Origin of the sequence: Streptomyces sp. NPDC102274 (genome assembly GCF_044766385.1) — a bacterium.
In the GTDB taxonomy this organism is placed as follows: Bacteria; Actinomycetota; Actinomycetes; order Streptomycetales; family Streptomycetaceae; genus Streptomyces.
On record NZ_JBIWLW010000012.1, the window covers coordinates 1 to 22,504 of the forward strand.

Here is a 22,504-nt window from a genome sequence, read left to right on the forward strand (position 1 = left end):
AGACCGGCTTGAAGTCGGCCTCGAAGATCGGTTCCAGCACCAGTTTCAGCGCCGCCTGAACGACACGGTCCGCGATCGTCGGAATCCCGAGCTTGGCCTGGCTGCGCGCCCGGCGGCTGGCCGCGGCCCGCGGCATCGCCCTGCGCCCGCTGCTCATGCGCGACACCGACCGCGACCTGACCTCGGTGGTCGTGGTGCGGCACGACTCCCCGCACCGCAACGTCACCGACCTCAAGGGCACCACCGTGGCGGTCGGCGCCCTCGACTCGCCCCTGGCGACGCTGATCCCGCTGTCCCATCTGAACGGCCTCGGCCTACGCCCCCACGCGGACTTCCGGGTGGCGCGGCACGACGTGGGCGTGGGCCTGCACGGCGACCACGTCGGCGGTGAGCGCGACGCCGTCCGCGCCCTGCTCGCCGGACGGGTCGACGCGGCCTGCCTCCTCGACGCCGACCATCTGCTGTTCGGCCGTGAGGGAACGGTGCCGGTCGGCGCTACCCGCGTCCTCACCCAAACCGCCCGCTACGACCACTGCCTCCTGGTGGCCGGCGAAACAGCACCGCCGGACACCACTGACCGGCTCGCCTCGCTGCTGCTCTCCATGTCGTACGCGGATCCGGACGCCCGCCGCCTCCTGGACCTCGAAGGCATGACAGCCTGGTGTCCGGCACGCACCGACGGCTACGCCGCGCTGGACCTCGCGGTGCGGGAGAGCGGCTTCTACGATGCCGAGGGCTCGGTGACCGCGCAGGAATACCGGCCGTGACCGGGGAGCGCCCCACCACCGACGGGTCTCCCGTCGTCGATCTCCAGGACCTCGGATTCGACGAGGGGGCCCACCTCCTGGTGGGCCGCGCGCTGGCATGGGTGCCACCGGGCGGGGAGATCGCCGTACTCGGCTGCCGCCCTGACCTGACGACCGGCCTCGCGGCCTGGTGCCGACGCGAGGGCTGCGAGGTCCGGCTCCCCAGCCCGTCCGACGCGAAAGACGGCCGGCCAGGCGGCGCGGCGGGCGTGGGTGCGGCCCGGGCGCCGCGCGGTGGACCGCTGGTCGGGGGCCGAGCGCGCCGGCGGCGCGTCCCCCGACGGTGTCGCGGCCCGGCCCCCAGCACACTGGGGACTGGCCGCGCGCGGCGCGCTTGTCGAGGCAGGCGGACCCGAGATGGCCTTCGACTTCGCCGACCGCGACATGGTGTGGAGCGAATTGGCACCCACCCTCTACGCCCACGCCGCGGCCGCCAGGTGGGACCCGGCGACCGCGATCCCCTGGGACCGCCCCTTCACGCTCCCCGACGCCGTGGAGCAGGCCGTCGTGCAGATCATGACCTACCTGGTGGAGAACGAGCAGGCCGCGCTGATCGTCCCGGCGCGGCTGCTCGCCCGGGTGCATCCACACTTCCGCGAGGTGCTGCAACTGCTCGCCGTGCAGGCGGCCGACGAGGCACGACACGTCGAGGTGTTCACTCGCAGGGCGCTCCTCAAGGGCGGCCGCATGGGCACCTCGTCGGTCGGCGGGCGGGCCTCGCTGACCACACTGCTGGCCGAGCCCGACCACTCCCTGGCCTCCTTCCTGCTCTCCGTCCTCGGCGAGGGCAGCTTCCTGAACCTCCTGGCCTTCCTGGACCGCCACGCGCCCGACCCCGTCACCCGGCGCGTCGTCCAACTCGCCCGCCAGGACGAGGCCCGTCACGTGGCGTTCGGCATCGCCCATCTGGAACACCAGGCCACGGTCGATCCGGGACTGCGCCACCGGCTGCGGGCCGCCGTCGAACGGCGACACGACGCCTTGGCCGACACCGCTGGTCTCAACCAGGACGTGACGGACGCGCTGATCGTCATGGCGGCCGGGAAGTGGACGCCCCGGGCGATCGCGCGCGGCCACCGCGAAGTCCTGCGGCTCCAGGCGCAGATGGACGAGGGACGCCGGCGCCGACTGGTACACCTGGGATTCCCCCATCGCGAGGCCGCGGACGTCTCCGCCCTGCACACCCGCAACTTCATGTGACCCACACCGGAGCGCACCCGCGGCTCGTGGCCGGGATCACGGTGCCCCGGCCCCCGGCCCCCGCCGACCGCCGGCTCGGCCAGGGACGTCCCAGCCCGTCGATCGCGGGTTCGGTTCTGCCCGCCGCAGACGCGCAGCCGATGCACGAGGCGGCCGTCCGGGTGACCCGCTGTCCCGCGGCGCTCGCCCCCGGTCCGAGCAGGGGCGAAGCGGTGGCGGCGCTCCCCGGGCGGCTGCGGAGGCGCGCCCGCAGGCGACTCGACATCCTGCTTCCGGCGCCACCGAGAGTGCAGGTGGAGAGTTGCGGCCGCAGCCGCCGTTCGCCTGGAGGACAACTGGACCGGTGTCATGCGCCGATCGCGGGCAACCACCCGGCCGCTTCACTCCGCGACCGGCGCTCCCGCGGGCAGCAGGGCGCGTACGAGTGAACGCGCCGTGGCCCGCAGCCGCTCGGCGTCGTGATAAACGCTCTCCATGACGACGTTCCCCCTCGTCATGGTCACCAGCACGCGCGCCGCCTCCGCCGGGGAGACCGTCAGCCGGAGGCGGGCGTCCTCCTTCGACAGACGCTCCCGGACGAGCTTCTCCAGGGCGTCGAGCAGACCGCGCAGAGCGGTTTCGATGCGTGGGCCCTCGGCCTTCGTGTCGGTCGCGGTCTTGGTAGTGAGGCAGCCGCGCGGGGGGATTCCCTCGGTCATCGACGTGATCGTGAAGTCGAAGAGGTCACCGAGGGCGCGGTCGACATCGAGGTGCGCCAGCATTTCGGCAGCTTCCGAGAGGAAATCGTCGCGATATCCCTCAAAAACGCACAGGAACAGCGTTTCTTTGTCGCGGTACGCGTTGTAGAGGGAGCCGCGCAGGACGCCTGTCGCGGTCGCGATGTCCTGCATGGACGTCGCCCCGTAGCCCTTGGTCCAGAAGACCTCAAGAGCGCGATGGAGGGTCTGCTTCTCATCGAACTGACGCTGCCCGGCCATAGGCGGACTGTAAGCCATCCTTGACACACCCGTCAAGGAATGCCGGCATCCATCTATGACAGGTGCGTCAAACATGGGCCGCCGCGTCATCCGGACACCGGCCCGTACCGCAAGTGCAGCGATGTCCCGCACGGCAAGTGCGGCAAAGTGTGCGGCACGTGCGGCACGTGACAGCAATGTGAGGAATTTCCGCGATGGAGCATCAGACTTCCCGCCCTCTCGATGACCGCGTCGTGATCGTGACCGGAGCCGGTTCGGGGATCGGCCGGGCCACGGCGGTCGCGAGGGCCGAGGCGGGAGCGCACGTCCTCGGCGTGGGCCGGCGCCGGGCGGCCCTGGAGGAAACCGCCACCATGCACCCCGGCATCGCGACCCTCGCCGTCGATGTGCGCCTGGAGCAGGCCCCAGAGCTGATCATCGGTTCGGCGATCGACCGGTGGAAGCAGCTCGATGTGCTGGTGAACAACGCCGGCGCCTCCGTACGCGTCTCGTTCGACGAGGTGACTCGCACGCGCATCACCGATCTGTTCGACCTCAACGTCATCGCGCCCACCATGCTCACGCAGGCGGCGCTGCCTCATCTGCGCCGCAGCCGGGGCTCGGTCATCAACATCTCCAGTACCTTTGGCCATCGCCCGCAACCGGGCGCCGCCCACTACGCGGCGACCAAGGCCGCCCTGGAACAGCTGACGCGCACCTGGGCACTCGAGCTGGCCAAGGACGGGGTCAGGGTGAACGCCATCGCCCCCGGCCCCACCGAGAGCGAGGCGCTGTCCGTGAGCGGGCTCCCGGCGGAGGACGTGATCCGGGTCAAGAGGGAGCAGGCTGACCAGATCCCCCTGGGCAGGAGGGGCGAGCCGGGGGAAGTGGCGACCTGGATCGTCCACTTCGCGGATCCCACGGCGACCTGGCTGACGGGTCAGGTCCTCACGATCGACGGAGGCCTCGAACTCGTCTGAGGTGACGCGCCGTTGCCGTGCGGCCTCCGATTCCTCGCTCCTCCCCATGGCACGTCGTAAGTCGTCGATGAAATCGGTAAGTTGATTCTGCTGCCGGCATTCGTTCCATAGGGGGAGCGCGGGTCGAGGTGCGCAGGGAGAGTGCGAGCCGAGGGGGAACGATGACGCAGACGATGAACGCCGCTCGGCGTGGCGCGGACAGGGCTCCGACCGCCGCGGCGCGGGGCGGGTGCGCGCGCATGGGCGCGCGCCTCAACCGCGCCGGCGTCGCCCCACTCGCACCAGATGCCCCCATCGGCTTCCCAGCCGATGTACGGGACCGCGTGATCGTCTGCGGCCGGATCTCCGTGTGAGGCCCGAAGACGCCGCGCGCCGTATCTTCCAGCAGGCCGAGCGCGCGGAAGCCGAGCCCGGCGCACTGGAGTGGTTCCTCGGGTCGGAGGCCGTGGAGGCGGCCGACGAGGTGCGCGGTGGCATCGTCCTGTCCGACGGGAACGTGTGGGGCCTCGGCGCCCTGGCTCTCGGTTACGTCGACTGGTGCCGCTATCTCGCGGGGGGCGAGGTCGATCGGGGAGCGCTCGGTGCCGCGGTGCTCTGGTTCGTCGAGATTTACGAGCAGGATCCTGGACAAGTGCCGGACGGGCTGCGCCCGCTGTTCGCCACGTTGTCCGGCGAACCCGACGGTGCCGCGACGGAGCCTGGTTTCGCGTACGACGGGGGCGTCGGGGTGGCGCTGGTGTTCCAGCAGAGCCGCCACCCCGGAGCCCTGCCCATCGCCGAGGCCCTGCTGCGGCACGCCGTCGCCGGTTTTGGTGAGGGCAGCGTCGAGCAGGGCATCTGCCTGTCGGACCTCGGAATCGTCCTCCTCTACGGATTCCAGGACGGCGCGGGACGCCATGTGCTCTCCGAAGCCGTCGACATCGGCCGTGCCGCGGTGGTCTGCGCACCCGGCGTCCGGGACGAACAGGCCCGTAGGCACGGCAACTTGGGGTACACGCTCAGACACTGGGCCGAGGCGAGCGCGAACAGGGACGCGGCGCGGGAGGCGGTCGCCGAGCTGCGGCAGGCGGTGGAACTGTGCACGTGGAACAACCCGTTGCGCGCGCAGCACAGTGCCACCCTCGGTTCGGCGTTGTGCCGCGCCGCCGGCGATTTGAAGGAGCCCGCGCTGCTTTCCGAGGGCACGGCACTGCTGCGCGCGGTTCTTTCGGAGCCGGACGTCGTCGTGCCTCAGCGCGCTTCGTTCCTCTCCGACCTGGGCGCCGCCCTGATCATGCGGGCCATGGAAAGTGGCGACGACGTCGAGCTGTACGAGGAAGGCATCGCCTCCTGCCGCAGGGCCGCCGATACGGCACCGAACCCCGTCGAGCGCACGGTGTATCTCGCCAACCTCGGCCTGATGTTGAACGGGCGTGCGTCGCGTACCGATCACCCAGGTGCCCTGGACGACGCGTACACGGCCTCCTGCGCCGCCCTTGAGGGCGCACCCCCCGGGCATCCGGTGCTCGCCCAGGCACACTTTGTCCTCGCCCTTGTGCTGGACTCGCGCTACACAGCGACGGGCAGCCTCGCCGACCTGGACGAAGCCGTTGTCCACGCTCGCCGGGGTATGGAGTCCGCACCGGCCGACGACCTGCGCCGACGGGTGAACCACGGCACCAAGCTCGCCGACTTGCTAGGACGGTGCGCCGTCCCGCGGCATGCCACCGCCCCCGAGGATCCCGGGGAACTTGACGAGCCGATCACGCTGCTCCGCGGCCTCGCCGAAGAGGTGCCGGCCCGCTCCGCGGAGCGCGGCCGGGTACTCCTCGCGCTCGGGCGCTGCCTGAAGGCCTCAGGCAGAGGTGCCGACGCGGACGAGGCCATCGACTGCTTCCGCAAGTGCCTCGCTCTGCCACACCCCAGCGGCGACTTCGAGGCCACCGCACGTTTCGAACTCGGGGCGGCGCTGGCCGGACGTGCCGGTGCACACGACGACGCCTGGCAGCGGGGCGCCGACGAGATGCTCCGGGGTATCGACCTGCTCCCGCCCGGTGACCCGTTGCGCCGGGACTGCCACTCGCATTACGCCAAAGTCCTCGTGGACCGGGGCGACGCGACCAGCGGCGTCGACCTGTACGAGGAAGCGGTGCGCCTCCTGCGCGAGGTGATGACGCACCTCCCGAACGCCCGCAGCGCCGAAGGCGCCACGTTACGGTCGAACCTCGGCACCGTCCTGGCGAAGCTCGCCCTGCGCACCGGTCATGTCGAGCTCTTCGCCGATGCGGTGGCCAGCCATCGGGAAGCCGTCGCCATGACCTCGGCGGAGGACCACTACCGCGTGCACCGGCTCGGCGCCCTGGGCGAATCCCTGCTGGCTCTCGCCGAATTCCGCTCGGACCCCGAGTTGCTGAAAGAGGGCGTCGAGGTGCTGCGCGCAGCCTTGGCCGCCTCCGGCGATGCCACGCCCGGCCGGGCCCTCTGCCTCACCTCCCTCGGCGACGCGCTGCGCACCCTCGCCCGCTTCACCGGCGACCCCGCGCCGATGGAGGAGTCCATCCGACGCCATCGGGAGGCGGTCGCCACGCCGGTGGGACCACCGACGCCCGTGACTCTGCTCAACCTCGCCAACAGCCTGGCGGACCACTACCGCCACACTCGCGACGTACGCCACAGCGACGAGGCCATACGGCACTTCCGTGCTGCCCTGGCCGCTGTACAGCCCGCGTCCGACGTGCGGGGCGTCATCCTCATGTGCCTGGGCTACGCCGAGTGGTACCGGGCCGCCGACAGTGGCGACGAGACCCTCATGGACTCCGCCATCGGCACGCTGCGCGAGGCCGTGACCAACATGCCCAGGGCACGCCTCGGCATGGCGCTCACGAACCTGGGCGGCGCCCTCATCGACCGCGCGCGGGTCACCGGCAACCGCGTCTGGCTGGCCGAGGCCGTGACGGTGCTGCGCCGCGCGGTGCGGGACAGCCCACCGACGGCCATGGAACGTTCCCTGCACCTGAACAACCTCGCCGAAGCGCTGCGCCTCTGGTACGAGACCGTCGGCGATCCGTCCGCCGCCGATGAGGCGGCCGCGCTCCTGCGCGAGGCGATGGCCGTGGAGCACGGCGAGCGGCTGGGCGCCGAGCTGGCCGCCATCAACCTGGGTGTCCTGCTGACCAGCCGGGCCCGGCAGGACGAGGATCCGCACGCCGCCGGTGAAGCCCGGCGGGTCCTCGAAGAGGTGGTGGCCGGGCTCGGCGAGCATCACCCTTCGCGTTCCTTCGCCCTGCTCAACCTGGCGGGTGCCTGCGTCGCCGCTGCCCATGTGGCGGAGAAGGCCACATCGACCATGGCCAGGCAGGCGCTGCGCCGGGCGGTCACGGCCGCCCGAGAATCCCTCGTCAACATGCCCGAAGGCCATCCGAACCATGGCCCTGCCCAGTTGCTCCTGGCCCAGGCACAGCTGGCCCGTGCCACGCTGGGCGAACAGGTCGACCTGGCGGAGACGGCCCGCATCGCCCGCAGCTGCGCGCACAGTCCGGTCGCACTCAGCGCGGCCCGGCTCCTGGCCGCGCGCGCCTGGGGCCAGGCCTCGGCGAAGGCGGGTCACCACGCTGACGCTCTGGACGGGTACGCGTACGCCGTCGGCCTGTTGCCCACCATCGCCCCGCGCAGCCTCGCCCGCGCCGATCAGGAGGCGCGGCTGAGCATCAGCGAGGGCCTGGCGAGTGACGCCGCGGCGCTGGCGCTCAACGAGGGCGCGGCGGGCCGCGCCCTCGCCCTGCTCGAACAGGGGAGAGCAGTGCTACTCGCCCAGGGCCTGGAGAACCGGGCCGACGTGTCGCGACTGCATGACCTCGGCCCCGCCCTCGCAGCCGAATTCGAGCGGATCCGCGAGCAGCTCAGCGCCCCACCCCAGCTCTCCCCCGCGCTGCGCACCGGAGCCGGTGGCCTGGCCGTCCCGCCCCACGACGACCGCGAGGCGGGCGCGATCGCCGAGGCCCGGCACGCCCTGGCCCGGCGCTGGGACCAACTCCTCGACGAAATCCGGGAGTTGCCCGGACTTCACGGCTTCCTGCGCCCGCCCCCCATATCGGAGCTGGTCACCGCCGCCGCCGACGGCCCGGTTGTGGTGGTCAACGTCAGCGAATACCGCTGCGACGCCCTCGTCGTGACCCCCGACGCCGGGATCGACGTGGTCCCCCTGCCCGGCCTCACCCCGGACGCCGCCACGTCGCGGGCGGCGGAGTTCATCGACGGGATCGACGTGGCGTACGGCGGGAACGGCGTGGACAACGCGGTCGCCACGATGCGTACGCTCTCCGGGACACTGGGCTGGCTGTGGGACACGGTGGCCGCACCGGTGCTCGACCGGCTCGGCCTGGACGCCGTACCGCGCGACGGCGACCCCTGGCCCCGGCTGTGGTGGTGCCCCACCGGCTGGCTGTCCTTCCTGCCGCTGCACGCGGCCGGACGCGGCGCGCCGGACTCCCGCACCTGGGTTCTCGACCGTGCCGTCTCCTCGTACACGCCGACCTTGCGCGCCCTGGTCCGGGCACGCGGTGGGCTCACCCCCGGCCCTCCGGCGAACCCCTCCCCGCTGGTCGTCGCCCTTGACGAGACACCCGGGGCCGTGCGGCTGCCCGGCGTCTCACGGGAGGCGGCGCTGCTCGCGGAACTGTTCCCCTCGGGACGGCTGTTGGCCGGCGCCGGCGCCACGGTGGAAGCAGTCGTCCAGGCGCTTGAGGCCCACCCCTGGGTCCACTTCGGCTGCCACGGCGTCAGCGAGCTGCTCAGCCCGTCGCAGAGCGGCCTGGTCCTGTACGACGGACGGCTCACCGCGTCCGACGCCGCCGCCCAGCGCCTGAGGAGCCCGGAACTCGCCGTGCTGTCCGCCTGCTCCACGTCCCAGGGCGGCGTCACACTGCCCGACGAGGCAGTCCATCTGATGTCGTCCTTCCAACTGGCCGGATACCCGCATGTGATCGGCACCTTGTGGACCGTGGCCGACAAGCTGGCGACGCACGTCGCCGAGCAGTTCTACACCGCGCTCGCGGAGGACGTCGCCCGGGGCCGCCCCATCGATCCGGCCGCGGCCCTGCACCGTCCAGTGAGGTCCCTGCGCGACCGCTACGCGCAGGCGCCGCATCTGTGGGCGGCGCACATCCATACGGGCCCGTGAGACATGGCCGCACCGGACCCGGACCGGCGCGCGCTCAGGACGCCTCCGGCTCCGCGGCCCCGCGGACGGGCGGCGCGGCATCCCCCATCGCCGTGCCCGAAGGCCCCTGCGGCACCTCCTCCGGCTCGTCCAGGGCATCGGCCGGCCGATAGGTCCTGCGAGAGGAGAACTCCTCGACCAGGGCCGCCAAATCGGCGTCATCGCCCATCGCTTGATCCTTCGTCATTGACTACTCCCTCCGCTGCCGCCGCGGACGGCGGCAGCAGGACCTCCAGCACCTCTACGTCACTCGCCCGCACGTACACGCCCGCGGTACCGGGCACCTTTCCGAGGAACCTGCCGTCGGACCCCACACGGTACTGAGCCTGTAGATAGAGGTCCCCTTGCTGCGGATACGCCGAGACGGCGGACCGCGAACCGAGCCAACCGCCCACCCACAGGCCGCTTTTGAGGCGTATGCGTACGAAGCAGGACCCGCGGTCACGGAAGAGGGCGTCCCAGGCGGTCGGCATCGGCTCGTACCGGGCCCGCGCGTGCCGCCTCCGCCACACCGCCTCCGCCCAGGCCAGCGCGGACGGAACAGCGACAATCAGTAGCAGCGCGGCCAGTCCCGCTTGGCGCGGCTGCCACAGCAACCCAGAGATGGGCCCGCCTCCACCCCCGGCCAGCAGCCGCACCAACCATGGCCCCGCGGCCACCGCGTAGACGGCGTCGAGCAGGGCCCCGGCGGCGATGGCGCGCACGAGCCGGTTCTGTGGCTCCTGCTCGCTGGCGAGGGTGCCGCGCAGCCGCTCCCCTACGGCCTGGTAGAAGACGCCGGGCAGCACGAGGATCAGCAGGATGGTCAACTGCTGCGCCGTTCCTGGAACCATCGTGGTGCTGCACCCCCGTGCTCAGTGCGTCGGCCGCATTGTTGCCGCATCAGGATGACGTATGGGGAGGCCCGCGTCACGGGATCACCGAAGGTCGGCGACGCCAAAAGGACGGCGTCCGCGCTCGCCGAAGCGGTTCGACAGGTTGTGAAGGGGACGCATCAGGGGCCCTACAGCAGTAGCGCGAGGAATCCGACTACCGAGGGCGTGCCCACGAACGCTGCCGGTCCCGGAGCCTTTGACGCCTGTCGTCCCCCAATCGGCCGATCAGTGTCGTGTGCCGGTCGGCCGCTCCTGCGAGGCGTCCGCTCCCCAACTGGCCAGCAGGCGCAGCGCCTCTTCCGAGGGCGAGCCGGGCTCGGCGTGGTAGGTCGTCAGCGATTGCTCCTGATCGCCGGGGAGCGCGAGGGTCTCGTAGCGCACCGTCAGCTCCCCCACCAGCGGATGTGACAGGCGCATGGTGCCGTGTGTCTTCTTCTTGACGTCGTGAGCGGCCCACAGCCTGCGGAAGTCCTCGCTCTTCATGGCCAGTTCACCGATGAGCGAAGCGAGCAGTGGATCATCCGCGTGCAGGCCGGCCCCCAGCCGCAGCTGTCCCACCACGTCGTACGCCTTGGACTCCCAGTCCGCGAACAGCTTCCGGGATGCCGGATCGAGAAAGGTGATCCTGGCCCAGTTCCGCTCCTGCGGGGCACGGGCCGCCCAGTCTCCGAAGAGGGCGGAGGCGGTCTGGTTCCACGCCAGCACATCGGCACGACGGCCCCACACGTACGCCGGCACGCCTTCCATCGCCGTCAGCAGCTCTCGAACCTCGGGCCGCACCTGCCGGCGTGGCGGCGCGGGCCGCGGCCGGTGCCGCTTGGGCTGGGCCAGGCGTAGCAGGTGGGCGTGCTCGGCATCGGAGAGCTTGAGCACGCGGGAGATCGCATCCAGCACTTCGCGCGAAACGTTGCGGGCGTTGCCCTGCTCGAACCGTGTGTAGTACGCCGCGGAGACTCCGGCGAGCTGTGCCAGTTCCTCCCGCCGCAGACCCGGCACGCGGCGCCGTCGGCTGTGGTCGGCGAGCCCTACGTCGGCAGGCTTGAGGCGGGCCCTGCGGGTACGCAGGAACTCGCTCAGCTCCGCACGCGGGTCGAGTCCGCCACGCAGGTCGGGTACCGGAGCCGAATCCGAATCGGCAGACGGTCCGGTGCGGGCGGCGCGATGGGTTGCCATGTTCCGAGTATCGCTCGAAGTCCGCGGCCCAACCTGTCCCTGCCAGTGATAGCCATGCGAGACGTAGACGAGACGGGTGTCTGGCTAACACCGTGCGCCCGAAGCACGCTCGATACGTCCCTGAGTAACGGCATCGAAGCCGTGGCCAGCTCCGGGACCCCCACATCGCCGGGCAACGGCCCGTGCTGCCTTCATGGGCCCGCCCGGCCAAAGCACCACACGCCCCGACGGGCCACATACCGCTCCTGGAACAGGATCATGACCGACACCAACACCGAATCCGCGGCCTCGACGGCGACGGCTGCCCGGCAGGACCGCCTCCCGGGCAGGGCCTTGCTCGGCCTGTTCCTGGCCGGCTTCATCAGCATCCTCACCGAATGCCTCCCGGCCGGTCTGCTGCCGGAAATGAGCCGCACACTCCACACGAGCGTCTCGCTGACCGGTCAGACCGTCACGCTCTACGCGCTCGCCACCGCGCTGGGTGCCATCCCTCTCGCGCGGGCGACGGCCACATGGCCGCGCAAGCACGTCCTGCAGCTCGCCCTGGCCGTGGTCGTCGTCACCAACGCGCTCACCGCGCTGTCCAGCGACTACACACTGACGCTGGTGCTCCGCTTCGTCGCAGGTCTGGGAACCGGACTCATCTGGCCCCTCCTCGGCGGCTACGCCGCCCGCATCGCGCCAAAGGGACGCCAGGGCCGTGCCATCGCCATCGCCCTGGCCGGAACCCCTATCGGGCTGGCCCTGGGTATCCCGCTCGGGACCTGGCTCAGCAGCCTCGGCGGCTGGCACCTCGCCTTCTACGCCTCGGCCGCCGTGGGCGTCGTGACCATGGCATGGGTTCTGGTGGCACTTCCGAACCCGCCGGGACAGCCGGTCGACGCACGCCTCAAGATCTCGCGGGTCCTGGTCATCCCCGGGCTGCGTCCCATCCTGTTCGCGCTGGCCACATACATGATCGCGCACAACATCCTCTACACATACATCACCGACTTCCTCTCCTACGCGGGGATGGCCGGCCAGACGGGCTGGGTCCTGTTCGCCTTCGGGGTCACCTCTGTGCTCAGCGTTCTCGTGGTCGGTACGCACATCGACCATCACCTGCGCAAGCTCGTGGTGGGCAGCACCGTACTGTTCGCGGCCTGCGTGCTCGTGCTGGCCGTTCTCGCGCATACGCCGGTGCTGGTCTACGTCGCCGTCGCGGCGTGGGGCTTCGCGTTCGGCAGCTCCCCCAGCCTGTTCGTCGGTGCCGCGATCAACGCCACAGGAGAAGCCACCGACGTCGCCCAGTCCATCACCATCACGGTCTTCTCCGCCTCCATCGCGGTCGGCGGCTTCATCGGCGGTCTGCTGCTCGCGGGCCTGAGCACCGCCTCGATCACCTGGGCAGCACTGATCCTCCTGATCGCCGCAGCCGCAACCGTCATCGCCGGCAGGAAGCACTCCTTCCCCGAGAAGGCCTGATGCCGTGACACATCGCAGCCACGGCGCCGCACCAAAAAACGCATCCGCCGGGGCAGCCCGGCGAACCGAACAAGGGAGATCCTGAAATGAGTGACAACACCCCAGCGCCCGCCCACAGCACGCGAACCGGACACTGCCTGTGCGGCTCGGTCAGCTACCGATTCGATACACAACCCGAGGCCGTCGTCCTTTGCCACTGCGCTCATTGCCAACGACACAGCGGCGCGGCATTCTCGGTGAACGTTCTCGTGGACCGCGACGCCCTGGAAATCAAGGGAACGCCCAAGTCCTACCAAACCGTCGGAGTGGAAAACGGCAACCTGCGGGACAGACTTTTCTGCGGCGATTGCGGTACTCCGATCCTCACGATCCTTCACGAACGGCCCGATCTTGTGATCGTCAAGGCCGGAACCCTCGATGACGCAACAGGACTTGAGCCATCCGCCGAAGTATGGTGGCGTCGAGCTCAGGACTGGATCGAACCGAACCCGAACCGAGCGAGGTTCGACGGGGACGCGAAGTAACGCGCGTCGAGGATATCGCGGCGCCGGGAGTACTGCCCCCGCACCCCCCTTGCATTGGGAAAGCCGGAACGAGGAGTAGACCATGAGCTTTCGTACGATCAACCCGGCCACCGGTGAATTCGTGAAAGAGTTCCCGCTGCAGTCGGATGAAGAAGTATTTGCCGCACTGGAAACCGCGGACAGGCTTTACCGTGAAGACTGGAAGTTCAGGCCGGTCGCGGAACGGGCTCGAATCGTCAGCCGTGCCGCTCAGATCCTGCGGGAGAAGCGGGATGAATACGTGGAATACCTGACCCTGGAAATGGGAAAGGTCACCCGCTTCGGCTACTTTGAAGTCGATCTTGTAGCCAATATCCTGGACTACTACGCAGAGCACGGGGAGAAATTCCTCGCGGAGCAGTCGCTGCCCGACGAGCCCGGCGCAAAGCTGACCACCGAACCCATCGGCGTCATCTTGGCGATCGAGCCGTGGAATTTCCCCTACTACCAGCTCGCCCGTGTGGCCGCGTCCCAGCTGGTCGCGGGCAACGTGGTCATGATGAAGCACGCCGAGAGCGTGCCGCAGTGCGCCCTGGCCTTCGCGCGGCTGTTCGAGGAGGCGGGAGCCCCGGAAGGGGCTTACACGAATCTCTTCTGCAGCATCGAGCAGATCGCCGAGTTGATCGACGACTTCCGTGTGCGCGGCGTCACCCTGACCGGTAGCGAGAGGGCGGGGACTTCGGTCGGTGAACGCGCCGGCCGCAACGTCAAGAAGGCGGTCCTGGAACTGGGCGGCAGCGACCCTGCTCTGATCCTGGAAGGCGCGCCTTTGGAGCACGCGGTCGAGCAAGTGGTGATGGGACGCACTTACAACTCGGGGCAGGGCTGCGTCAACATCAAGCGCGTGATCGTGGTCGGCAGGGAACGGGGTGAGGAAATGCTGGCCGCGCTGAAGGAGCGCTTCGCCGCGATCAAGGTGGGTGATCCAAAGGACGAGGCTACCCTGGTCGGCCCCATATCCAGTGAGCGCGCCCTGGAAGGGCTGCTTCTGCAAATCGAGGACGCGAAGGCCGCGGGAGCCCGAATCGTTCACGGCGGCAACCGCGTCGACCGCCCCGGGTTCTACCTCGAACCGACGATCATCACGGACATCGGCGAGAACAACCCGCTCTACCAGGAAGAGGCCTTCGGGCCAGTGCTGTCCTTCTACGTCGTGGACAGCGAGGAAGAAGCGATTCAGCTCGCCAATGCCACCAGGTTCGGCTTGGGGAGCTACGTCTTCGACGCTGACGTCGAGCACGCCCAGCAGGTGGCGACTCGCATCGAGTCCGGCATGGTGTACATCAATTCCTGCTTCGCCGACTCGCCGAGCCTGCCCTTCGGAGGGGTCAAGAACTCCGGATTCGGGCGCGAACTGTCGGAACTGGGCATCGGCGAATTCCTCAACCGCAAGCTGGTGAGGGTCGCGCCGTAGCGCGCGCCGTTGACCGCCTTCGACGCGCTCTTCCACCTTCCGCTCACCGACACCCGTCGCGGCCCGGAAGAGATGCCGTCACGTCACCCGGTCAGGTCGTCCCGGATCATCTCCGCGGCCCGCTCGGCGATGCCGTACACGGTGGCGATCGTGTTGGCGGAGACGATGGTCGGCATGACCGAGGCGTCGGCGACGCGCAGGCCCGTCACACCGCGCACGCGCAGCGTCGGGTCGACCACGGCCAGCCGGTCCGTGCCCATGCGGCACGTGCCGACCTGGTGGGAGTAGGTGCGCAGGCTGGCGCGGAGGTAGTCGCGGACGTCGGCGGCGTCCCGCACGCCGGGCCCCGGCAAGACTTCCGCGGCACGCCAGGGCGCCAGGGCGGGTGCCTCGCCGATCCGGCGCGCGAGGCGCAGCCCGGCGGCCATGACGTCCAGGTCGCGGGGGTCGCCGTAGTAGTCGGGGTCCAGCAGCGGCGGGGTGCGGGGGGAGGGACCGGCGAGGCGGACCGTACCGCGGCTCCGCGGGGCGACGGCGCAGAAGGCGATGGAGTAGCCCTGGCCGGACACCGGAAGCTCCGGCGGCAGGGCGGGGGCGTGGTACGGGATCTCCACGAGCTGCAACTGGAGGTCCGGAGCGTCCATGGCAAGGTCGCCGCGGACGAGGCCGATCACCTCGGCGTGGTTGCCATCACCGGCCGGAACGGGGCGGGCCGGACTGTAGACCACGGTGGAGCGAGGGTGGTCCTGCAGGTTGCCGCCCACGCCGGGCAGGTCCAGCAGGACCTCGATCCCCACGCGCCGCAGGTGGCCGGCTGGGCCGATCCCGGAGAGCATCAGCAGCTGCGGGGAACCCGCCGTGCCCGCGCTGAGCACCACGTCGCCGTGGCAGGCCGCGAAGAACGTTCCGCGGCCGACGCCGTACTCGACGCCCGTGCAGCGCCCGTTCCTCACCCGCACCCGGTGAGCCAGGGCATCGGTCACCACGGTGAGGTTCGGCCGGTCGAGCGCGGGCGTCAGGTACGCATCGGCGGCCGACTGCCTTCGGCCGTCGACGATGTTCAGGTCCGACCAGCCGAAGCCGACCTCAAGACCGCTGTTGATGTCGGCCGCCGCGGGTTGGCCTGCCTCGGCCGTCGCGGTCAGGAATGCCTCCGCGACGGCCAGGTGCGAGGCGGCGGGGGCGACGGTCAGCGGCCCATCGACCCCGCGGACGGACGGATCGCGGCCCGGCGCCCGCTCGCTGCGGCGCAGGTACGGCAGCAGATCGTCGAAGCCCCAGCCGGTGGCGCCGGCGGCCGGCCACCGGTCGTAACCGGACCGGTGGCCGCGGATGAAGCACATGCCGTTGATCGAGGAGGAGCCGCCGAGGCCCCGGCCGCGCGGCCACGGGATTCGATTCCCGGTCGCGGCCTGCACGACGGTGGTATTGGCCCAGTCCGCGGAGGTGCCCTGCAGATCGGTCGTCCAGACGGCCGGTACACCGACCGCCTCCAGGGGTTCCCGGCCGCCGGCCTCCAGGAGCAGCACCCGGGTGTCGCGGGCCTCCGACAGGCGGGCCGCCAGCACACAACCGGCCGTTCCCGCGCCCACGACGATGACGTCGTACGTGTCCATGTCGGCTCCCGTGGCGATCCGCGACGCCCGAGATCCAAAGTATGCCCGTCCGAACGGCTTCGCCCGACGATCGGTGCCGCCGGCATCGGCCGGCACCGGGCACGCCCCGGGGCGGATCGCGACTCGCGGACGGCAGACAAGGGGTGATGTCAGCACTGACCCGCCGGACGGGCGTGCGGCTGTTACGCCCCGGGGCGGTATGCCTCCAGGTGGTCGGCCAGTTCCGTGGGGTGACCGAGCATGGGGCAGTGGTCACCGGGCAGTTCGTCGGGTGTAATGCCCAGGCGTTCTCGCACGATCCGGCGCATGTACTCGGCGGGGAAGAAGCGGTCCTCCCGGGACAAGAGGAACTTCGTGGGCACATCCGGCCACGCGTCCCGTGGCCATGCCTTCATGAACGGGGTGGCCGATTGCGTGCGCGTGTGCTTCTTGGCCTCGGCGGCCAGTGCCGGCGGGGTGTCGTGGTGGAACAGGGCGGTGTCGTCGTCGGGATCCCTGCCGTCGCGTTCGTCTTGCTCGCGCCTGGCCTGCTCGTAGCCGGTGTTGGCCCACCACTGGCCCGGACTCTCGCCCGTCGCCGGGATCTGCGCCTGCAGCATCACCAACAGGTCCACTGTCACGCGGTCGCACACCAGCGGTGCGGTGAACCCGCCGAAGGAATGGGCCACCAGGATCAGGTCGGTGCGACCACCGATGGCGTCGACCACGGTGTCGGCGTACTCGGCCAGCCCGGCCGATTCGTCGTCGCAGGGCAGGTCCACCGCCACCACGTCATGGCCCCGCCCGCGCAGCTCGGCCTCCAGCAGGTGCCAGTACCACGGGCCGGACGCGGCACCGGGAATCAACACATACGTAGCCATCGTCAGCGACCCCCTCGGTAGCGAACACGGTGCCTCAACGCCGTCGCACTGCCCGTCGATGCACGGCGAGCGAACACCCCCCTGCCGGGCCGGAGTTGTCCCCGCACTCGGGAGGAGATGTTCCACACGTCGATCAGGCGAGGGCATCCATGATCATTGTGTGACGAACAATCTAAACATCCTCGCGACCGCACTCTACGTGAAGTCGGAGTCCCCCGGAAAAATTCGGAGTCTCCGGCCGGCTTCCCCCCGAAGCGGAGGCCGGCCGCTCTGCGTTCAGACCGGCGGAGCACCGGTCCAGGCGGTGCGGTGGATGGGCTGGTCCGTCAGCGTGGAAAGCGGTCGTCCGCTGCCGCTCCTCCGGGCACGGACGATCTCCGCCGCGATGGACACCGCTGTCTCCTCGGGCGTCCCTGCCCCGATGTCCAGGCCGATCGGCGCGGACAGGAGGGCGATGCGCTCCTGGGGCACTCCCGCGTCCCGCAGCCGACGGACCCGGTCGGCCTGCGTGCGGCGGGAACCCATGGCGCCCACATACGCAACCGGCAGTCCGAGGGCCACATCCAGCAGCGGGACGTCGAACTTGGGGTCGTGGGTGAGCGCACAGATCACCGTGCGGGAGTCGATCCGCCCGGCCGCCGCCTCCGCCGCCAGGTAGCGGTGGGGCCACTGGACGACCACGTCGTCCGCGCCGGGAAACCGCTCCGGCGTGGTGAACACCTCTCTGGCGTCGCAGACCGTGACGCGGTAGCCCAGGAAGCCCCCGATCCTGGCGACCGCGGCTGCGAAGTCGATCGCCCCGAAGACAAGCATGCGCGGTCGCGGTGCGTAGGAGGCCACGTACATGGTGAGCTCCTCGGCCGTGCGCCGACCGTCCAGGCCGTAGCGCAGTGTGCCGGAGCCGCCGCGGGCGAGCATGCCGCGAGCGTCCTGTGCCACCGCCAGGTCGAGCCGCTCCCCGCCGAGGGTCCCTGTGGTGCGGTCGGTCCGGACCACGAGGCGCCTGCCCAGCCGGCTCCGGCCTGGTGCCGTGCAGGAGACGCAAGTGACTACGGCGACCGGCTCCTGCCGGGCCACCGACGCGGCTATCCCGCCGAGTTCGGGGAATGTGCGCCGGTCGACCCGCTCGACGTAGACGTCGAGGGTGCCCCCGCAGGTCAGGCCGATCGCGAAGGGGTCGTCGCCGCCGGTCACGCCGTAGCGCGCCAGGACGGGCTTTGCGGACACCGCGACCTCGCGGGCCAGTTCGTACACGGCCGCCTCCACGCAGCCACCCGACACGCTCCCGACGGCCCTTCCCCCAGGGCCGACGAGCAGGGTCGCTCCCGCCGTCCGCGGGGCGGATCGAGAGGTCGCGATCACACTGGCGACGCCCACCGGATCGCCGGCCCGCCACCACCGCAGCAGCTCGTCCAGGACCTCACGCATGCACGCTCACCTCATTCACGCCCCGCGCGCCGGGCCTCCGGCGCGCGGGGCCGGGTCGTCACAGTTCCTGGGGAAGGAGCTTGTCGAGGGTGATGGGCAGGTCGCGGATCCGCAGACCCGTGGCGTGGTACACCGCGTTGGCGATGGCGGCTGCCACGCCGACGACGCAGACCTCGCCGAGCCCCTTGGTGCCCAGCGGGTTGGTGTACGGGTCGACCGAGTCGATCCAGTGCGCCTCGACGGACCCGATGTCGGCGTTCGCGGCGAAGTGGTAGCCGGCCAGGTCGTGGTTGACGATCTGGCCGATCCGGTTGTCGATCACACCCGCCTCGTGCAGGGTCATCGAGATGCCCTGGGTCATGCCGCCGATGAGCTGCGACCTGGCCGTCTTGGGGTTCACGATGCGGCCCGCGTCGAACACGCCCACCATCCGGGGGACACGCACGGTCCCGGTCTCCTCGTGGATCCGCACCTGAGCGAACTGGGCCCCGAAGGAGTACATCTCGTACTGCGACGCGTACGGGTTGATGGGCGCGTCCACCGTGATGTCGAGCCCCTGGGCGGGGATCGTGCCGCCGTGCTCCTCGTCGACGAGGCGCCGCATCTCGCGCGTCGCGGCGACGATGGACGTCCCCCAGCTGCTGGTCCCCGAGGAGAAGCCGGCGGGCGAGGCCGACGGCAGGTCGCTGTCGCCGATCCGCATCGTCACGGCGTCGACGTCGACGTCGAGGCCGTCGGCGGCGATCTGGACGAGGGACGTCCAGGTGCCGGTGCCGATGTCAGCGGCCGCGATCGACACGGTGTAACGGCCGCCGGGAGCGGCCTGAACGCGGGTGGAGTTGCCCCGCAACTGGGGCGCCACGTGCAACCCGGTGGCCACCCCGGTGCCGATGAGCCAGCCGTTCTCCCGCCGGGACCTCGGTGTGGGGTCGCGGCGGTCCCAGCCCACGATTCGGGCCCCCGCACGCAAGCACTCCACGACGTGCCGGCTGGAGAACGGCAGGCCGGACTCGGGGTGCGCCTCCGGCTCGTTGAGGATCCTGAACTCGATGGGATCCATGCCGAGTTCGATCGCCATCTCGTCCATCGCGGATTCCAGGGCGAACGCGCCCTGTGTCTCGCCGGGGCCCCGCATGATGGTCGGCACGGACACGTCGAGCGGCAGGAGCCGGTGTGTGGTGCGCCGGTGCGGCGCGGCCCACATCGCGCGTGACACGATGGCGATTTGCTCCGCGTACTTCTTGGCGCGGGCGGTCTGCTGCACCGAGTCGTGGGCGATCGCCGTGAGCCGTCCGTTCCGGTCGGCCCCCAGCTGGACGCGGTGTCGGGAGGGGGCCCGGTATCCGGTCATGAAGAACGTCTGCTGACGGGTGAGCGCGAGTTTGACCGGGCCGCCTACGACTTCCGCTGCCATCGCGGCGAGGACGGCGTAGGACTGCGGGAACGTCTTCGAGCCGAAACCGCCGCCGACGTGCGGGGAGATGACCCGGATGTTCCGCGGTGGCAGTCCGAGTGTCATGGCGATCCAGTTACGCGCGTCGGTGACGCCCTGCGTACTGTGGTAGATGGTGAGCGTGTCCTCGCCCGTCCACTGGGCGATCGCGGCGTGCGGCTCCATCGGGCTTTGGAACTCGTGCGGCAGCGTGTACGTCGCGTCGATGGCGACCGGGGCCTCGGCCAGCGCGGTCTCGACGTCGCCCACCGTGCTGTCGGCGTTGGGCATGCCGTTGTTCAGTTCCCCGTCGGCGGTGCCGAAGAGGCCGACGTGGTTACCCGGCTTCTCCAAGGCATCCTCGTCGTAGCGCATCTCTGTGTCGTGCGGCAGCTCCTCGTAGGTGACGCGTACGAGCCCCGCCGCGTAACGGGCGACTTCGATGGTCTCGGCGACCACAGCGGCGACGACCTGCCGACGCCAGAACACCTCGGCCGACTGCAGGACCGCCAGCTCCGGGTCGTCGTTGGCGAGCTTCGGCGCGTTCGCGTGGGTGATCACGGCGAGGACGCCCGGCTCGGCCAGCGCGGCGGCGTCGTCCACCGCGATGACACGTCCCCGGGCGACGGACGACAGCACCAGGCCCAGGTAGGCCGGATTGTCCACCTCGTGCTCGTACGCGTACGTGGCCGCTCCCCGGACCTTCAGGGGCCCGTCGAGACGGCTCATGGAAGTCCCGACCGCAGGGGTTCGGGTGGAGGTCATCGCTGCTCCTTGGCCAGGTCGTTCAGCATGCCGACGATGACGTTGCGGGCCAATGGCACCTTGAAGCCGTTGCCCGACAGCGGCCTCGCGGCGGCGAGTTCCGCCTCGGCGGCGGCCCGGAAGGCGACCGCGGTGGCGGGTGCCCCGACGAGCATCTCCTCGGCCGTCCTCGCCCGCCACGGCTTGTGCGCGACGCCGCCGAGGCCGATGCGCACGTCGCGCACGGTGCCGTCCCGCACCTTCAGGGCGACGGCGGCGGAGACGAGGGCGAAGGCGTAGGACGCGCGGTCACGGATCTTGCGGTAGTGCGAGTGGGCCGCGAGGGGCAGGTGCGGCAGGTCGATGGCGGTGATCAACTCACCGTGTTCGAGCACGGTGTCGCGCTCCGGTGTGTCCCCGGGCAGGCGGTGGAACTCCCCGAACGGGATGGTCCGCTCGCCGCCGGGCCCCTGGACCCGCACGACGGCGTCCACCGCGCACAGCGCGACCGCCATGTCCGAGGGGTGCGTGGCAACGCACTCCGGTGACGTGCCCAGGACCGCGTGGTCCCTGTTGTGGCCCTCGATCGCCGAACAGCCCGACCCGGGCTCACGCTTGTTGCAGGGCGTGGTGAGGTCCTGGAAGTACACGCAGCGGGTGCGCTGCATGAGGTTGCCGCCGCACGTCGCCATGTTCCTCAGTTGCCCGGAGGCTCCCGCGAGCACGGCCTGCGACAGCATCGGGTAGAGCCGCCGGACGCGCGGATCGGCGGCGAGGAGGCTGTTGGAGACAGCCGCGCCGATCCGCAGGCCGCCGCCGGGCAGGTCGTCGATCGTGCCGGACGTGAGCCGGCGGACATCGACGAGGACGTCGGGCCTGGCCACTTCGAGCTTCATCAGATCGACCAGGTTGGTGCCCCCGCCCAGGTACGCGCCGCGCGGTTCCCGTGACAACAGGCTGACGGCCGCGGACGCGTCGTCCGGCTTTTCGTAACGGAAGGGGATCACCGCGCCACCTCCGCGATCGCGGGCCTGATGTTGGCGTAGGCGGCACAGCGGCAGAGGTTGCCGCTCATGCGCTCGGCAATCTCCCCGTCGTCCAGCGTGACCTTGTCGGCGGTGAGGTCCGCGGTCACGGCGCTGGGCCAGCCGGCGTCCGCCTCGGCGAGCATGCCCACCGCGGAGACGATCTGACCGGGGGTGCAGTACCCGCACTGGAAGGCGTCGTGCTCGACGAACGCCCTCTGGAGCGGATGCAGTTCCTCCCCGTCGGCGAGGCCGGCCGCCGTCACGACCTCCGCGCCCTGGTGGGCGACTGCCAGCGCGAGGCAGCTCACCGCGCGCTCGCCATCGAGCAGGACGGTGCAGGCGCCGCACTGCCCATGGTCGCAGCCCTTCTTGGGACTGGTGTTGTGCAGCCGTTCGCGCAGGGCGTCCAGCAGTGTGGTGCGGGTGTCCACGGTGAGCCTCTGCTCGACCCCGTCCACCCGGAGGGTGATGTCCACGTCCATGGCGTCGTTCCTCTCAGGAGTCCATTCAGGAGTGCGGCTTCCTGAGCCGCGATGTGCCGGCGGATGTCCGCTCACGTGGTGCCATCGCTTCCGTTCCCTGTCAGCCGTGGGTGTCCGGCGCGGTCGGGGGGCGGGTCTGCCGTCCGAGTGCGGCCCTGAGCCCGGTTCGACGACCACCGGCCGTCGCCTCCAGATGGCCACGTGCAGGGTCACTCCCATGCCGACGCCGTTCGGAGCGCTGTGGGTGACCCATTCCTCCGGGTACGCACGCCCCCCGTCCACCGTG

17 protein-coding genes are annotated in these 22,504 nt (G+C 70.6%); 7 read left to right on the forward strand and 10 right to left on the reverse strand.

The genetic code is table 11. The annotated features are described in order from the left end of the window. Window positions 1-92: 92 nt before the first annotated feature. Together ACIRQP_RS18195 and ACIRQP_RS18200 are read left to right on the forward strand one after the other, a co-directional pair. Window positions 93-767, forward strand: coding sequence for a phosphate/phosphite/phosphonate ABC transporter substrate-binding protein (locus ACIRQP_RS18195; RefSeq protein ID WP_403890679.1), 675 nt, complete (start codon window positions 93-95; stop codon window positions 765-767). A gap of 252 nt (window positions 768-1,019) precedes the next feature. Continuing rightward, window positions 1,020-2,006: a ferritin-like domain-containing protein gene (locus ACIRQP_RS18200; protein ID WP_403890681.1), complete on the forward strand. Its 987-nt coding sequence runs from the start codon at window positions 1,020-1,022 to the stop codon at window positions 2,004-2,006. Between the two features lie 380 nt (window positions 2,007-2,386). Here ACIRQP_RS18200 and ACIRQP_RS18205 read toward each other — a convergent pair whose 3' ends face one another. Next, complete coding sequence (locus ACIRQP_RS18205; protein ID WP_403890684.1) at window positions 2,387-2,983, reverse strand: TetR/AcrR family transcriptional regulator; 597 nt, start codon at window positions 2,981-2,983, stop codon at window positions 2,387-2,389. A 194-nt stretch (window positions 2,984-3,177) separates the two neighbouring features. Between ACIRQP_RS18205 and ACIRQP_RS18210 the strand changes: the two genes are divergently transcribed. Together ACIRQP_RS18210 and ACIRQP_RS18215 are read left to right on the forward strand one after the other, a co-directional pair. Beyond that, window positions 3,178-3,942: an SDR family NAD(P)-dependent oxidoreductase gene (locus ACIRQP_RS18210; RefSeq protein WP_403890687.1), complete on the forward strand. Its 765-nt coding sequence runs from the start codon at window positions 3,178-3,180 to the stop codon at window positions 3,940-3,942. A gap of 349 nt (window positions 3,943-4,291) precedes the next feature. Continuing rightward, a complete protein-coding gene (locus tag ACIRQP_RS18215; RefSeq protein ID WP_403890689.1) occupies window positions 4,292-9,100 on the forward strand; it encodes a CHAT domain-containing protein in 4,809 nt (1,602 codons plus the stop codon). Between the two features lie 34 nt (window positions 9,101-9,134). Here ACIRQP_RS18215 and ACIRQP_RS18220 read toward each other — a convergent pair whose 3' ends face one another. The 3 genes from ACIRQP_RS18220 to ACIRQP_RS18230 form a co-directional block, all read right to left on the reverse strand. Beyond that, window positions 9,135-9,326, reverse strand: a complete 192-nt coding sequence (locus ACIRQP_RS18220; RefSeq protein ID WP_403890691.1) for a hypothetical protein — start codon at window positions 9,324-9,326, stop codon at window positions 9,135-9,137. Further along, window positions 9,298-9,972: a DUF6338 family protein gene (locus tag ACIRQP_RS18225; RefSeq protein WP_403890694.1), complete on the reverse strand. Its 675-nt coding sequence runs from the start codon at window positions 9,970-9,972 to the stop codon at window positions 9,298-9,300. Before ACIRQP_RS18225 ends, ACIRQP_RS18220 begins: the two co-directional genes overlap by 29 nt. 267 nt (window positions 9,973-10,239) lie before the next feature. Beyond that, window positions 10,240-11,187: a helix-turn-helix domain-containing protein gene (locus tag ACIRQP_RS18230; RefSeq protein ID WP_403890697.1), complete on the reverse strand. Its 948-nt coding sequence runs from the start codon at window positions 11,185-11,187 to the stop codon at window positions 10,240-10,242. Window positions 11,188-11,445: 258 nt separating this feature from the next. Between ACIRQP_RS18230 and ACIRQP_RS18235 the strand changes: the two genes are divergently transcribed. The 3 genes from ACIRQP_RS18235 (at window position 11,446) to ACIRQP_RS18245 (ending at window position 14,628) form a co-directional block, all read left to right on the forward strand. Next, complete coding sequence (locus ACIRQP_RS18235; RefSeq protein WP_403890700.1) at window positions 11,446-12,651, forward strand: MFS transporter; 1,206 nt, start codon at window positions 11,446-11,448, stop codon at window positions 12,649-12,651. A gap of 86 nt (window positions 12,652-12,737) precedes the next feature. Then, entirely contained in the window at window positions 12,738-13,175 is a 438-nt protein-coding gene (locus tag ACIRQP_RS18240; RefSeq protein WP_403890702.1) for a GFA family protein, read from the forward strand. A gap of 82 nt (window positions 13,176-13,257) precedes the next feature. Continuing rightward, on the forward strand, window positions 13,258-14,628 hold the full coding sequence (locus ACIRQP_RS18245) for an NAD-dependent succinate-semialdehyde dehydrogenase (protein ID WP_403890705.1): 1,371 nt from the start codon (window positions 13,258-13,260) through the stop codon (window positions 14,626-14,628). Between the two features lie 83 nt (window positions 14,629-14,711). Here ACIRQP_RS18245 and ACIRQP_RS18250 read toward each other — a convergent pair whose 3' ends face one another. From ACIRQP_RS18250 to ACIRQP_RS18275, 6 genes are all read right to left on the reverse strand, one after another. Continuing rightward, window positions 14,712-16,244, reverse strand: coding sequence for a GMC family oxidoreductase (locus tag ACIRQP_RS18250; protein ID WP_403890707.1), 1,533 nt, complete (start codon window positions 16,242-16,244; stop codon window positions 14,712-14,714). Window positions 16,245-16,426: 182 nt separating this feature from the next. Further along, window positions 16,427-17,104 (reverse strand): alpha/beta hydrolase, encoded by a 678-nt coding sequence (locus ACIRQP_RS18255; protein ID WP_403890710.1) that lies wholly within the window; start codon window positions 17,102-17,104, stop codon window positions 16,427-16,429. 276 nt (window positions 17,105-17,380) lie between these two features. Next, a complete protein-coding gene (locus ACIRQP_RS18260; protein ID WP_403890713.1) occupies window positions 17,381-18,532 on the reverse strand; it encodes an XdhC family protein in 1,152 nt (383 codons plus the stop codon). Window positions 18,533-18,590: 58 nt separating this feature from the next. After that, window positions 18,591-20,729: a xanthine dehydrogenase family protein molybdopterin-binding subunit gene (locus ACIRQP_RS18265; RefSeq protein ID WP_403890715.1), complete on the reverse strand. Its 2,139-nt coding sequence runs from the start codon at window positions 20,727-20,729 to the stop codon at window positions 18,591-18,593. Beyond that, window positions 20,726-21,715, reverse strand: coding sequence for an FAD binding domain-containing protein (locus ACIRQP_RS18270; protein WP_403890718.1), 990 nt, complete (start codon window positions 21,713-21,715; stop codon window positions 20,726-20,728). The genes ACIRQP_RS18265 and ACIRQP_RS18270 overlap by 4 nt, the downstream gene beginning before the upstream one ends. Further along, the gene (locus ACIRQP_RS18275) at window positions 21,712-22,218 is read right to left on the reverse strand and encodes a 2Fe-2S iron-sulfur cluster-binding protein (RefSeq protein ID WP_403890721.1); all 507 of its coding nucleotides are present in this window, start codon (window positions 22,216-22,218) and stop codon (window positions 21,712-21,714) included. Before ACIRQP_RS18275 ends, ACIRQP_RS18270 begins: the two co-directional genes overlap by 4 nt. Window positions 22,219-22,504 lie beyond the last annotated feature (286 nt).